Source organism: Brachybacterium sp. ACRRE (assembly GCF_022346485.1).
GTDB lineage: Bacteria > Actinomycetota > Actinomycetes > Actinomycetales > Dermabacteraceae > Brachybacterium > Brachybacterium halotolerans.
In genome coordinates this window covers 48,592-61,457 of the sequence record NZ_JAKRMO010000020.1, presented here as the reverse complement: position 1 = coordinate 61,457, position 12,866 = coordinate 48,592, and the positions used below count along the sequence as shown (strand labels likewise).

The window sequence follows — 12,866 nt, the reverse complement described above, 5'->3', positions numbered from 1 at the left end:
GAACACGTCCCGACTGCATGAAACTCTCGACTACCGCACCCCCGCAGCGGTCGAAGCGTCCTACACTCACCCCACGACGACCGCGCCCGCCTAACCACGGAACGAAACCCAGGGCGCTTCATCAGCACCTTCTTCCCCGGCCTGGGCCCCAGCCCTACTTGGACCAGCGCCTGTCTGATCACGGTCTTGTGGTCAGCAGCCGTGTTGGAGCCCGCGTTCCCGGGCCGGAGCAGGCAGGTCAGCATCTCCCCACCACTGCCTTTGCCGTGGTCGGCGAAGGCCAGCAGGGGATGGAACCCGAATCCCTTCTTGAACGTCGCTCGTGCGTTCTCCTTCTCGCTATGAGCTGTCACGAGGGTGGCGTCGAGATCGATGACCAGCGGGTTCTTCGCGGTGACGTGATGGCTCGGGGCATGGCTGCCGGCCCGAGCCCACGCCGCCTCGCGGGCGCGGCGCCGGGCGGTGTTGATCGCGCGTTCGGCAGCATCGACATCGCTGGCCAGGAGCGCGAGCAGGCGAGAGATCGTGGGATCCGAGGCCACCTGACCGTAGACGTCCGGCTCGGCCCGCACCGCGGCGACGTCGGCCAGGCAGTCCCCGCCCACAGCCAGTGTCAGCGCGAGGTCGAGCAGGATCTTGCCTGGATCATGCTGCGCCAACGGGCGCCGCCACGGTCCCAGCGCTTGCGACAGGGCCCGGTCCAGGCCGGTGGCGCGGACCGTCTCGGTCAGCAGCACCCCACCCGCCTGCCCCACCGCCGCACTCGGTGCGACATCAACCTGCACCCGCGGATACAACCCGGTAGTGTTCACCCTGAAGGTGCTCCTTCGACCTTGGAGAATTGGACCCTAAGCAAGCCCTATTCTTCCAGGTCAGGAGCACCTTTCCGCGTCTACGACCACCCCTCGGACACCTCAACGATGAAAGCCCGAGGCTAGCAAGGTGGTCGACTCCGGACCCGCCCCCGCGTTCCCGCCCAGATCGAGTCAGGTCCGCCTCCAGTACCCGTAGCACGGCCACGAACACGTTGAGCAGCGCCGTTGCCAGTGCTTGGACGATCTCCTGAGTCACCGCCTCACCGTCGCGCGGATCGGCCGGAGAATAATTCTCGACCGAACGATGCCGTCCCCCGGCAACGAGGCAGGGCTGCTGCGCGGCACCCTGCTGGGAACCGTGACCGGGTCCCGCGCAGAGTGTCGATGGAGAAATGCCCCAGCGGGACAGCTTTGATGCGGCAGGCGAGTCTTGCCTCTTCCGGCGGCCGGTGGGCATCGCGCCCATGGGCGGCCGCACCGGCCCCGTCCGTGGTGCTGACCCGTGTGCCGGGCCTGGCTGCCACCGTGGCCCTCGCTAACGGGCGGAGCCGGGATCGCCGCAGACCCCCGGCCGTCCGGTTGCTCGACGTCCTCCGATCGTGGACATCCCTGGCTGCTGCCTGCACGATGGGCGGAAGCGACGGGGCGCGACCGCGTCTCGGAAGACGCCCTCGGAAGGCGGAACCATGTTATCGGTCTGGCGTGATACCTCTCAGCTTCCCTCCGCTACGGGCGGCGGCTTCACCCCCGGTGCCGAGTACGACACGGTCGTCGTCGGCGCCGGATTGACCGGGCTGACCACCGCGGTGCTGCTTGCTCGCGCTGGGCAGCACGTGGCCGTTCTGGAGGCTCGCTCGGCCGGTGCGGTGACCACCGGCAACACGACCGGGAAGGTGTCGCTGCTGCAGGGCACTGTGCTCTCCCAGATCAGCAGACACCAGCCCGACACCGTGCTGCGCGCCTACGTCGATGCCAACCGCGAAGGGCAGGCCTGGCTGCTGCGCTACCTTGACGAGAAGGGCATCGACTATCAACGCCGCAGCGCCTACACCTACGCCACCACCGCGCAGGGCGTGCAGATGGTCCGCCAGGAGCAGCAGGCGTGCGCCACCGCCGGGCTGCCGGTCACCTGGGCTCGGGAGACTGAGCTGCCCTTCAACGTCAGCGGGGCGATCGCCCTGGCCGGCCAGGCCCAGATCAACTCCATGGACGTCCTCGGCGCGCTGGCCGCCGAACTGCACGAGCGCGGAGGCGAGCTCATCGAAGGGGTGCGCGTGACCGGCGCGGGCTACCGTTCACCGGTGGAGGTCCATACCGACCACGGGAGTGTCCGCGGGGACCGTCTGGTGCTGGCCACCGGCACCCCGATCCTGGACCGCGGCGCCTACTTTGCCAAGCTCAGCGGCAACCGCTCATATGGCCTGACCTACCGCGTACCGGCCGGGACGGCCATCCCCAAGGGGATGTACATCAGCGCGGACTCACCCACCCGGACCCTGCGCGGCGTCCCCCTGCCTGACGAAGAACAGCTACTGATCGGCGGCAACGACCACGCGGTCGGCCGCGCGTACTCGCCGCGAGGGGCCGTCGAGGACCTTGAATCCTGGGCCCAGCAGCACTATCCCGGCGCCGAGCGCACCCATACGTGGTCCGCCCAGGACTACCGCTCGACCAACTACATCCCGTTCATCGGCCGGCTACCGCGGGGAGGAGGCCACATGTACCTGGCCACCGGGTACAACAAGTGGGGGCTGGCGACCGGCGTGGCCGCCGCGCTGGCCATCACCTCCCAGATCCTCGACGGCAACCTCCCCTGGGCCAAGACCCTGGGGCACCGGATCACCACTCCGTCGGACCTGCTGACCGGAGCGAAGGACGGCACCGAAGTCGGCGTGAACATGGCTACCGGCTGGGTGGACGCCGTACGCAAGCCCCTGCCCAAGCAACCGCCCGCGGAGGGCCGAGGCCTGGTGGGCCGCGAGCACGGCCGACCGGTGGCCGTCTCGACAGTAGACGGGGACACACGCCGGGTCTCGGCCGTGTGCACCCACATGGGCGGCGTGCTGAGGTGGAACGACGCCGAGTGCTCCTGGGATTGCCCGCTGCACGCCTCCCGCTTCTCCGCCGACGGCACCGTGCTGGAAGGCCCGGCCGTCAAGAACCTCAAGCAGACGCCCTCGCCCGAAGCATGACCTGCCGCTTCCGATCCGCGCTTCCCGCTTCGGCCTCCACTTCTGGCCTGGGCAAGGATGAATGCCCGTACTGTCGGACCTCACCGCCAGCGGGGCTCCTTACGATTGCGCGGCCCCCGTCAGCGACTCGATGCGCCCGGACTCCTCGGCCCGATGCCGTTCGCCTGAAACCCTCGGGTGATCGCGCATCAGCCCCTACCGCTGGACCGAGGTCTCCTGCAGAGTCGTTTGCATGACGCGTCCACTCTCCCAAGAATTTGCGCCCTCAGCCACTGCTGGCACCGGGATGTTTTCGCGATGCTCACGGTTGCGCTTGGTCGATACGCCCACTTCACGGTCTCGCTCCTGGACTAGCGATTCCAGCACCTGGCCGTCTGCAGTAAATCCCATCATCAACTGCGGGGCACCGTAGGGAAAGTCGTGAAGATCGTACTGCCACGTGTGGAACGTCTTGCCGTAGGTCTTCACCAAGTCCTCGAAGTACGCGTGCTCGGCGATCTTCGGAACGCCGGGGGCGGTCAATATTCCGGACTTTATCTCGTAGTGATGGCTGTGCCAGAGCTTCTTCTCCTCCTCAGGCAGGGCCCGGAACCGCTCTTCGCTGATGATGTATTCGATGCCGATGAGGCGTGCGTCAGGGGAGTTTCTGTCGAAGATGACGCACTGGTGCAGATCATGTTCCAAGTGAATGCAGAAATGAGCCGCGTGGACCTGACGCCCGGTGTCGTCTGCGTACATGTGCAGGCCATCGAGGTACGTGCTCATCGCGTCTGGCGGGCGTTTCCGCTGAACGAACGCTGACCCCAGATCCAACAGGCGATGCCGCCAAGGGTGACTCCTGCTGGTCCTGAGGTTGCTCATGGTCTTGCGTCCGGTGACGGTCGCCGCGGCGACCCCGATGCCGAGGACGAGCCCGGTCGCGAGACTCTTCATCTGTTTCGATCCCATACTCCACCGTAGCGCGACCGACCTCCGCGGCATCACTGCAGGCGCCTTTCGGGGCAAGGACAGTCAGGCGCTTCAGGACAACGTCGTTTCCAGTCGCGTCGAAGAGGCCGGTTGCATCGTGCACTCGGACGGGGGCCCCAGGGCGGGCCCAACTGGTGGTCGCGACGCCTTGGCTTCGGAGGTGTTCAAGGGTGGCAGCGAGCTACTGGAGCACCAAGACCAGCGATGCGGCCGAGGGGCTTCGTCGGCAGTGGCGTGCCGAGAATGGAAGCAGACCGGCCCCTCATCGGGAGGTGCGCTGTCCTCGCCTCTTCTCGATGGCTTTGTGCGTGCCGTCGCACCAGGGTTTGATGGCTGATCCGCCGCACATACATACGGCGCTGACTGGTCGCGGTGTCTCGTGCTCATTCCCCTCGGCGTCGCGGATCACGTGATCTCCGCGCAGGAGCATCGGCCCTCCGGGGCAGAGCACCACGTCGGGCGGGGCGTGTTCCTCCGCGCCCGGGTTCATGGCGCCCACTGTGAGAGCATGCGCCGCGCGTACCGGTCATCCATATCCAGGCAGATCCACGCTCCGAAGAAGATGTTCTCGTACTGGTCGGGGGACTCCTCGACGAGGGTCCCGCAGATGTTCCGCACCGCGAGCTGCTCGTGGACCGCATCGGCCTCGACGTGCTCGGTGTAGTAGGCGATCACTTCGGATCCGAATCCGAGTCGCTCCAGACCGCCTGCGATCTTGCGCGACGGACCCGAGCTGGTCGCCTCGAAGGCCGCGAGGAAGCCGAGGGAAGCCGCTCGCAGGCGGCGGTTGAGGCCGAGCATGCTCATCGCGTTGTCCTGCTCAAGCACCTCAAGCGGCACCTCGTCGACGAAGGCTCCGTAGTCGGAGGACAGACCGCTCTCCTCGAGTCCTCTGGCGAAGAGGTGCGCGTGCAGCCGCCGCGGGTCCCCGGCACCGTACTCGTCGTACTGGAGCTCCACGACGGCCGCTTTCACGCGATGCGACAGGCGAGGAATCGTCCACATCGTGTGGTCCGATTCCTTCAGCGTGTAGATCGATCGGTGGCGGAGGAACTCACGCATGTGCTCGGTCGTACCGGAGCTGCGCAGCCAGGCGGCGACCGAGGGGCCGTCATGGTCCGCGATGAAGGAGAAGAGGTCCGCGGCGAAGTCATCGGGCTCGGGAAACGCCGGAGCACGTTCGCGCAGCGACCGCTCGAAATCGTGCTCGAGCTCGCGTCGCAGGGAGATGAGCACGGGGTCCCACTCCAGGCGGTCGTCGACGTCGTCGAACCCGAGATGGTGGAGAGCGAAGAGCGACCACAGGGCGATCTGCGCATCCTCAGGGCTGGTCGGCGGTGGGGCATCGGCCGCAGTCGGACTCGTGTCTCCGGACCGCAGAGCGCGCATGACGACCTCGCTGAGTTCTCCGCGGGGGAGGGGAGTCCGCACTGGGTTCTCGCCTCCGCTCTCTGCTCCTGGCCGCCGGGCGCTGCGGGCTCGGCACGAGGATTCCCACGATATAGGGTTCCCGCACGACGGCATGACCCCGAGGAGGACTCGCAATGTCGCGGACACTCACGAGACGTTCCGCGCTCATGCTCTCCGTCTCGGCCGTGCTGGCGACCGCCGGCTGCGCGGACGCGGTGCCCCGTGACTCGCAGGGCACCTTGGAGCGCGCGGAGGGCGGTCGGCTCTTCGTCGGCGCCGCGGAGAACCCCCCATGGACCGAGATCGCAGATGACGGCGGTGTCGGTGGCCTCGAAGCGGACATCATCGCGGACTATGCAGCGAGCATCGACGCGACCGTCGAGTGGACCACCGGAGGCATGAACGAGCTCGCCCGGACGATGAAGAACAACGAGCTCGATCTCGTGATCGGCGGCCTCACGGCGGACACGCCGTGGTCCGACAAGATCTCCCCGACGCGTCCTTACCAGGTGGTCAGGGCGGAGGATGGATCGAAGCAGAAGATGGTGATCGGTGTCAGGCCGGGCGAGAACGCCCTGCAGGTCTCGCTCGAGCGCTTCCTCGCGAAGAGGACGGGGGAGCTGTGAACGAGAGCAGGCGCGGCGAGCCCGCCCCCGAGGAGGTCTCCCCGTCGGGGCGCGACGCCCTCCCGGAAGAGCAGGAGCGCGTGCTCGCCCGCGCCATTCGCCTCGAATGGTTCTCCCTCGTCTTCCTCGCGGTGACCGTGACCATGGTCGCGCTCGTCTCCGGGCAGTCGCAGGCGATGAAGGCCGCGTGGCTCGAGGACTCGATGTCCCTTCTGCCGCCGATCGCCTTCCTCGTCGCCGCGCACCTGATCAGCAAACGCTCCGACCGCGGCCATCCCTACGGCCATCACCGCTCCATCGGCGTCGCGCACGTCGTCTCCGCCGCGGCGCTGCTCGGTATGGGCGTGTTCCTGGTGGTCGACTCGTTGAGCACGCTCATCACCGTCGAGCGGCCGCCGGTGGGGCTGACCGTCGTGCTCGGGCACGCCTTCTGGGCGGGCTGGCTGATGATCGCGGTCATGGTGGTCACCAACATTCCGCCCATCTTCATCGGCCGCGCGAAGATGAAGCTCGCCGAGCCGCTGCACGACAAGGTGCTGTACGCCGACGCCGACATGAACAAGGCCAACTGGACCTCGGCCCTCGCCACCGTGGTCGGGGTGCTCGGCATCGGCGCCGGTCTGTGGTGGGCCGACTCCGTGGCCGCCCTCGTGGTCTCCGTCTCGATCCTCCACGACGGCGTGAAGAACCTGCGCTCGTCCATCCGGGGTCTCACGGACGCCGAAGCGCGGACCTTCGACGACAAGGAGCCCCACCCGCTCATAGGGGACATCGAGCAGAAGGCGCGGGAGGCGGACTGGGTCGCCGACGCGGTGAGCCGAGTGCGGGACGAGGGGCACGTCTTCCACGCCGAGGTCTTCGTGGTGCCCGCCGAGGGGGCGGAGGTGACCGGGAAGAGATGCGAGGAGCTGCGCAGAGCGCTGCGGGACGTTGACTGGAAGGTCCACGACGTCGTCATCGCCCCTGTCTCGGAGATCCCGGCCGATCAGGCCTTCCGCAGGACCGTGGCGGGCTCGGAGGCGACGTCATGATGGAGTCGGCACCGCTCGACCGGCGCTCGATGGCGACGGGAAGCGGGAGGCGAGGCGAGTGCAGCGGCGGCGTACTGTCCGTGGGCATGGGTGACGCACTGCTGCTGGTCGACCTGCAGGAGGCCTTTCTCGAGGCCTCCGGGCTGGCCGACGCGCGAGCGGGCATCGTGGATTCGGTGACCGCGCTCGCCGAAGCGGCGCGTACGGCAGAGGTCCCGATCCTGCTCGTGACGACCGAGCACAGCAGGGATCGCTCCACGTGGACGCTGAACATGATCGACGATGACCAGGGGTTCCTGTTCCACGGCGACCCCGGGACCGAGGTGGTCCACGAGCTGGACACGACCGGGATGACACGGGTCGAGAAGACCCGCGACAGCGCCTGGTTCGGCACCGACCTGCTCCTGCGCATGCGGAACCTCGATGCGCGGCGAGTGGTGATCGCGGGCGTCTCGACGCACGCCTGCATCGCACAGACTGCGCGCGACGCGTATGCCAACGGGCTGCGGGCCGACGTGGTCACGGACGCCGTCGCCGACGAGCGCCCCGAGCACAAGGACGCCGTGCTGGACCTGCTCGTCGGCGACAGACAGGCCGAGCTCGTGCGCGTGCAGGAAGTGCTCGACCGCTGGCGCGGTGACACGCGGACCGGGCGTGCGCCGGCACGGCAGCGGCCGTCCGATCGGTAGGCCCGAACGTGCGCGCCCCACGGCCGCCCTGCCACGAGAGGAGCCGGGATGAGATCTCGTACGCGGAAGATCGGGCTGCTCGCTGACCTGGGGGCGCCGGAGACCATCGCTTCGCGCATCGCCGACGCCGTCGCGGCGCGCGTGTCCGAGTGCCTCGGTGAGGAGACCGACGTCGAGGTCGGCCGGGAGACCCTCCCGCTCTCCCCGGACGGATCGGTCCACCTCGCCGAACGGGCGCCGGCACTTCGCAGGCGCCACGAGTGGGACTGCGTCGTGTACCTGTCGGACTTGCCGGACTTCGTGGACGGGCGCCCCCTGCTCGCCGAGGCGGCCCACGCGGAACGCTGCGCGCAGGTGACGGTGCCGGCCATGGGTGGTCTGCGTCTCGCTGCGCGGACGCGAGATCTCCTCGTCGGGCTGATCCTTGCCATCCTCCAGAGCGACCAGCGACACGGAGAGGGCACGCTCGAGGAGGCACTCGGTGCCGGCCATCGGCGCGTCATGCCCTCGCCGGACAGATCGGGCCTCACGACCGTGGTCCTGGAAGGACGGCTGCGCACCGTGCGGCTGCTGGGCGGCATGGTGCGCAGCAACCGGCCCGGGCGCCTGCTTCCCGCACTCACCGGATGCATCGCCGCCGCGGTCGGTGCGGGCGCGTTCGGCGTCTTCTACGGAACGCTGGCACCTGTGGCGGACCCCTTGTCGCTGTGGCGACTGGGCGTGATCGCTCTCCTCGCCGGCGCGATCCTCACCGTCTGGTTGATCGTGCGCAATCGGCTGTGGAACTCCGCGAGCCCCAGCCGGAGGAGCTCGGAGAGACGCCTGGACAATGCCGCGACCGTCCTCACCGTGGGCTTCAGCGTCGCCATGCTGTACATCGTCCTGGCCGTGCTCATGCTGCTGCTGAGCGTCACGGTCCTGGACCCCGTCTACCTGCACAACGAGCTGCTGCACCCGGCCGGCGCGATGGAGTACGTCAAGCTCGCGTGGCTCAGCGCTTCCATGGGAGCGCTGGCCGGCTCCCTCGGCGCGAACTTCGACGACGAGTCCGCGGTGCGCAGCGCCACGTTCAGCCGCCGTTATGACGAGCGCCGCCGCCTGTTCGATCAGGAGTCGGACGACCAGAGCAGCAGGGAATCCCGGGGCGAAAGCGGAGGCGACGGCGATAGGCGGAGCGGCTGAGCGGTGCGCGCGGTCTTGCGGGTGCGTCACTCCCGGCCGCGCCGGCTCCATAGCTCATGTGCACAGTCGTCGGCAAGCCCCGCTCCGACCGGAATGCGAGGAGACCCGTGCGGACGTACCGTCGCAGGAACGCTCGAGGCGAGGAGGACTCCATGCTCAGCGTCGATGTCGCGGATGGCATACATCTGCTCCAGCACGGTCACGTGAACTGCTGGCTGATCGAGGGGGCAGGAGGACTGACCCTCGTGGATGCTGGCCTGCCGGGCGTCTGGAACCGGCTCGGACGAGCTGTCCGGGAGCTCGGGTACCGGCCCGAGGACCTGCGTGCGCTGGTGCTGACCCACGCGCACTTCGACCATGTGGGCACGGCCCGCCGCCTCGTCGACCGGCTGGGGCTCCCGGTGCTCGCGCCTCCGCAGGAGCGGGAGCTCGCAGCGCATCCCTATCGATACGCGCACGAGAACCCCCGGGTGCTCTACCCGATCCGGCACCCCCGCGCTGTGCCCCTGCTCGGCGGGATGCTCGCGGCTGGAGCCGCATGCGTGCGGGGCGTCGAGCTCACCGGCACCTTCGCCCCGGGGGACGACCTGGACGTCCCCGGTGCACCGCGGGTGATCGCGACCCCCGGCCACACGCTCGGGCACGTCGCCCTGCACCTGCCTGATCGCGACGCCGTGATCACCGGGGACGCCCTCGTGACGCTCGACCCCTACACCGGGCTGCGCGGACCGCGGATCGTGGCGGGCGCGGCCACGGCGGACAGCGGACTCGCCCTTCGGTCGCTCGAGGCGATCGCCGAGACCGACGCCCGTCACGTGCTGCCGGGGCACGGCCAGCCCTTCCTCGGGGCGCGGCAGGCCGCTGCCGAGGCCCGGCGCCACGGGGCGTCCTGAGACGCCCACCGCCCCAGACGAGGAGGACCACCATGCGCATCGCCGTCGTAGGAGCCACAGGGAACGTCGGTACCGCGGTTCTGCGTGCTCTCCGGCGTCGTCCCGAGGTCACGGAGATCCGGGGCATCGCGCGCCGTCTGCCCGATCCCTCCGCGGAGCCGTACGATGCGGCGCACTGGGAGGCGATCGATATCGGCGCCGCCAGTGCGCCGGAGCGGGCAGTGGAGCAGCTCGTCCGCGCCTTCGACAGCATCGACACCGTCGTCCACCTCGCGTGGCTCCTGCAGCCCAACTCCCGTCGCGACCTGCTGCGGCGCGTCAACGTCGAGGGCACCCGGAACGTCGCCCGGGCCGCCCGCCTCGCGGGGGTGGGCCACCTCATCGCCGCCTCCTCGGTGGGAGCCTATGCGCCCGTGCCGGCGGGGGACGACGACCTCAGGGACGAGACGTGGCCTGCGCTCGGGATCCGCACCTCCCACTACAGCGTCGACAAGGCGGCCCAGGAGGACGTTCTCGACGAGGTCGCCTCCGCGCACCCCGAGCTGGTCGTCTCCCGCCTGCGGCCCGCCCTGATCTTCCAGGACGATGCCGCCTCCTCGATCCAGCGGTACTTCCTGGGCTCCCACATCCCTGTGCAGGCTCTGCGGTGGGGCGGCCCGCCCCTGCTCCCCCTCCCGGCGGGACTGCGGTTCCAGGCGGTGCACGCGGCCGACGTGGCCGAGGCGTACGCGGAGGTGGCCGTGCGCCGCGCGCCGGGCGCCTTCAACATCTGCGCCCCCGAGGTCCTCCGGGCCGACGACCTGGTCGGCCTCCTGGGCGCCCGCGGCTCCGTCCCCGTGCCGACGGGCGTCCTGCGCGCGGCGCTCGCTGCAGCGCACCGTGCCGGGGCGATCGCGGCCGACGAGGGCTGGCTGGACATGGCCATGTCCGCACCGCTGATGGACGCCTCCCGCGCGCGCGAGGTGCTGGGCTGGCGGGCACGACACACCGCCGCGGACGCACTGGGAGAGCTCCTGGTGGGCATGGTCGAGGGCCACGGCGCGGCGTCGTCCCCGCTGCGTCCCCGCGCGGCGGGCGCGCTGGCGCTCGTGCCGGGGCGCGCCGCGGTCGCCGAGGTGGCACGGGAGCAGGCGGGCTCTGCGGACACCGCCCCGATCGACCGCCACCTGCTTGCGCTGTACCTGGCGGATCATCTCAGCGGGGCGTCGGCAGGCCTCGCCCGGGCCGAGCGGATGCGCGACGACTTCGCGGACACCTCGTTCTTCCCCGAGCTGGCGGAGGTGGCGGAACGCCTGCGTGCGGAGCACCGCTTCGTGCGGGACCTCATCCGCCTGCTCGCCCTGCCGCCGATGCGGTATCGGCAAGCGGTGACCTGGTGCGGAGAGCGCATCGGCCGCCTGAAGACCAACGGACGGCCGCGGGAGCGCTCGCCGATGACACCGCTGCTGGAGCTGGAGCTCCTGCGCGGCGCCGTGCTCGCGAAGCTGGGGCTGTGGGAGACGCTGCGCGCGCATGCGGCTGGTCTCGGGGTCGACCCCGAGGTGCTCAGCGACCTCGAGGGCAGCGCCCATCACCAGCTGCGCGTGCTCGGGGACGTCCACGGCCAGGTCGCACCGCGCGCGCTGCGCGTGGATCGCAGCCCCTTCGATCGCGTCGGGACCCCCGATCGGTCGGCAGGCTCGACCGCCTCGGCGGGCTCACGAGGGCCGGACGGCTCGTCCGTCTCGGGCGGCTCAGCGCACTGAGGTGCCGGCGCGGCGCCGACGCCAGGCGGCGAGTGCGGCGAGGACGGCGGCGACGGCGAGCAGAGGCAGCCCCCTGCGCCACACCTGGCCCTCCACCTGCGTGAGCAGCAGCAGGCATGAGATGAGCCCGCCGACGGGCAGCACGATCGGCACCCGGAAGTGGGCGTGCTCGACCCGGTCCCTGCGCAGCACGAGCACCGATGCATTGACGGCGAGGAACACGACCAGAAGGAGCAGGACCATCGTCCCCGCGAGCACCTCCACGGTGCCCGTCAGAGCGAGGAGGACGGACAGCGCCGTGGTCACGACGATCGCGACCCAGGGCGTGCGCCGGCCCGGCAGCAGCCGCCCCAGGAAGCCCGGCAGCAGGCCGTCGGCGGCCATGCCATAGGTGAGAGGCGAGGACATGATGCCCGTCAGCAGTGCCCCGTTGGCCACGGCGACCAGCGCGATCGCGCTGAACACCACGGGCGGCACGATGCCGGCGGCGGAGATCACGCGCGCGAGCGGGGCGGAGGAGCCGGCGAGCTCGTCGGTGGGCACCACAGCGGAGGCGACCACACCGATCAGGGCATACACGACCCCCGCGGTGATCAGGGCGCCGAACAGAGCGCGCGGATAGGAGCGGGCGGGGTCCTTGGTCTCCTCGGCGATGTTCACGCTGGTCTCGAAGCCCACGTAGGAGTAGAAGGCGAGCACGCTGCCCGCGAGGACGGCGGCGACCGGGCCGTTCTCGGGCGTTCCCAGCGTGGTCAGGCGGGAGAACTCCCCGTTCCCGCGCAGCAGCACGATCGCCCCGAGCACGATCACCAGCAGCAGGCCGGAGACCTCGATGAGCGTCGCGACGCGGTTCACCCACATCGACTCGGAGATCCCCCGTGCGTTGAGCACGGCCAGCAGCGCAAGGAACACGACCACGACGAGCATCGTGGGCAGCGTGACGAAGGTGCGCAGGTAGTCCCCGGCGAAGCCCAGGGCGAGCGTGCCCACCGAGACGATCCCGGCGGCGAGCATGCAGAACCCGACGAGGAAGCCGACGAAGGGGCCGAAGGCGCGGGTCGCGTAGTGGGACGATCCGCCGGCCCGCGGGTACTTCGTCGCGAGCTCCGCGTACGAGGAAGCGGTCAGCAGCGCGAGCACGAGCGCGACCACCAAGGGGACCCACAGGGCGCCGCCGGAGATCGCGGCGATCTCGCCCGCGAGCACGTACACGCCCGCTCCCAGCACATCGCCGAGGATGAACAGGAACAGGCTGAAGGTGGTGACGGACCGGACGAGCGAAGGAGCGCTGGCGCTCCGCTGCGCAGGCATGCC

At 69.8% G+C, this 12,866-nt stretch carries 12 protein-coding genes; 7 read left to right on the top strand and 5 right to left on the bottom strand.

What is annotated here, in order from left to right; all coding sequences use genetic code 11:
• On the bottom strand, positions 1 to 812 hold an 812-nt coding region (locus MHY49_RS08010; protein WP_370646053.1), incomplete at its 3' end, for a transposase.
• A 689-nt stretch (positions 813 to 1,501) separates the two neighbouring features.
• Between MHY49_RS08010 and MHY49_RS08005 the strand changes: the two genes are divergently transcribed.
• On the top strand, positions 1,502 to 3,007 hold the full coding sequence (locus MHY49_RS08005; RefSeq protein WP_239203499.1) for an FAD-dependent oxidoreductase: 1,506 nt from the start codon (positions 1,502 to 1,504) through the stop codon (positions 3,005 to 3,007).
• Between the two features lie 195 nt (positions 3,008 to 3,202).
• Here the strand turns inward: MHY49_RS08005 and MHY49_RS08000 are convergent, their stop codons facing one another.
• From MHY49_RS08000 to MHY49_RS07990, 3 genes are all read right to left on the bottom strand, one after another.
• Positions 3,203 to 3,940 carry an OBAP family protein gene (locus MHY49_RS08000; protein ID WP_239203498.1) on the bottom strand — a complete coding sequence of 246 codons (738 nt, stop codon included), beginning with the start codon at positions 3,938 to 3,940 and terminating at the stop codon, positions 3,203 to 3,205.
• Positions 3,941 to 4,238: 298 nt separating this feature from the next.
• The gene (locus MHY49_RS07995; protein WP_239203501.1) at positions 4,239 to 4,406 is read right to left on the bottom strand and encodes a CDGSH iron-sulfur domain-containing protein; all 168 of its coding nucleotides are present in this window, start codon (positions 4,404 to 4,406) and stop codon (positions 4,239 to 4,241) included.
• 56 nt (positions 4,407 to 4,462) lie between these two features.
• Positions 4,463 to 5,365, bottom strand: a complete 903-nt coding sequence (locus tag MHY49_RS07990; RefSeq protein ID WP_239203497.1) for an iron-containing redox enzyme family protein — start codon at positions 5,363 to 5,365, stop codon at positions 4,463 to 4,465.
• A gap of 155 nt (positions 5,366 to 5,520) precedes the next feature.
• Here MHY49_RS07990 and MHY49_RS07985 point away from each other — a divergent pair, with 155 nt between their 5' ends.
• The 6 genes from MHY49_RS07985 to MHY49_RS07960 all read left to right on the top strand — a co-directional run bounded on the left by MHY49_RS07985 (position 5,521) and on the right by MHY49_RS07960 (position 11,552).
• A complete protein-coding gene (locus tag MHY49_RS07985) occupies positions 5,521 to 6,012 on the top strand; it encodes a transporter substrate-binding domain-containing protein (RefSeq protein WP_239203496.1) in 492 nt (163 codons plus the stop codon).
• Complete coding sequence (locus MHY49_RS07980) at positions 6,009 to 7,043, top strand: cation diffusion facilitator family transporter (protein WP_239203495.1); 1,035 nt, start codon at positions 6,009 to 6,011, stop codon at positions 7,041 to 7,043. Before MHY49_RS07985 ends, MHY49_RS07980 begins: the two co-directional genes overlap by 4 nt.
• Before the next feature lie 86 nt (positions 7,044 to 7,129).
• Positions 7,130 to 7,732, top strand: coding sequence for a cysteine hydrolase family protein (locus MHY49_RS07975; protein WP_239203494.1), 603 nt, complete (start codon positions 7,130 to 7,132; stop codon positions 7,730 to 7,732).
• A 48-nt stretch (positions 7,733 to 7,780) separates the two neighbouring features.
• The gene (locus MHY49_RS07970) at positions 7,781 to 8,914 is read left to right on the top strand and encodes a hypothetical protein (protein WP_239203493.1); all 1,134 of its coding nucleotides are present in this window, start codon (positions 7,781 to 7,783) and stop codon (positions 8,912 to 8,914) included.
• 152 nt (positions 8,915 to 9,066) lie between these two features.
• Entirely contained in the window at positions 9,067 to 9,807 is a 741-nt protein-coding gene (locus MHY49_RS07965; RefSeq protein WP_239203492.1) for an MBL fold metallo-hydrolase, read from the top strand.
• 32 nt (positions 9,808 to 9,839) lie between these two features.
• Positions 9,840 to 11,552 (top strand): NAD-dependent epimerase/dehydratase family protein, encoded by a 1,713-nt coding sequence (locus MHY49_RS07960; protein ID WP_239203491.1) that lies wholly within the window; start codon positions 9,840 to 9,842, stop codon positions 11,550 to 11,552.
• On the opposite strand, the gene MHY49_RS07955 is transcribed toward MHY49_RS07960, so the two are convergent.
• Positions 11,541 to 12,863 (bottom strand): APC family permease, encoded by a 1,323-nt coding sequence (locus tag MHY49_RS07955; protein WP_239203490.1) that lies wholly within the window; start codon positions 12,861 to 12,863, stop codon positions 11,541 to 11,543. The two genes, MHY49_RS07960 and MHY49_RS07955, sit on opposite strands and share 12 nt — an antisense overlap.
• Positions 12,864 to 12,866 lie beyond the last annotated feature (3 nt).

Bases quoted from the DNA above. Each gene is read 5' to 3' on its own strand.
- MHY49_RS08005 (WP_239203499.1), top strand. From the start codon at position 1,502: ATGTTATCGGTCTGGCGTGATACCTCTCAGCTTCCCTCCGCTACGGGC.
- MHY49_RS08000 (WP_239203498.1), bottom strand. From the start codon at position 3,940: ATGAAGAGTCTCGCGACCGGGCTCGTCCTCGGCATCGGGGTCGCCGCG.
- MHY49_RS07995 (WP_239203501.1), bottom strand. From the start codon at position 4,406: ATGCTCCTGCGCGGAGATCACGTGATCCGCGACGCCGAGGGGAATGAG.
- MHY49_RS07990 (WP_239203497.1), bottom strand. From the start codon at position 5,365: ATGCGCGCTCTGCGGTCCGGAGACACGAGTCCGACTGCGGCCGATGCC.
- MHY49_RS07985 (WP_239203496.1), top strand. From the start codon at position 5,521: ATGTCGCGGACACTCACGAGACGTTCCGCGCTCATGCTCTCCGTCTCG.
- MHY49_RS07975 (WP_239203494.1), top strand. From the start codon at position 7,130: ATGGGTGACGCACTGCTGCTGGTCGACCTGCAGGAGGCCTTTCTCGAG.
- MHY49_RS07970 (WP_239203493.1), top strand. From the start codon at position 7,781: ATGAGATCTCGTACGCGGAAGATCGGGCTGCTCGCTGACCTGGGGGCG.
- MHY49_RS07965 (WP_239203492.1), top strand. From the start codon at position 9,067: ATGCTCAGCGTCGATGTCGCGGATGGCATACATCTGCTCCAGCACGGT.
- MHY49_RS07960 (WP_239203491.1), top strand. From the start codon at position 9,840: ATGCGCATCGCCGTCGTAGGAGCCACAGGGAACGTCGGTACCGCGGTT.
- MHY49_RS07955 (WP_239203490.1), bottom strand. From the start codon at position 12,863: ATGCCTGCGCAGCGGAGCGCCAGCGCTCCTTCGCTCGTCCGGTCCGTC.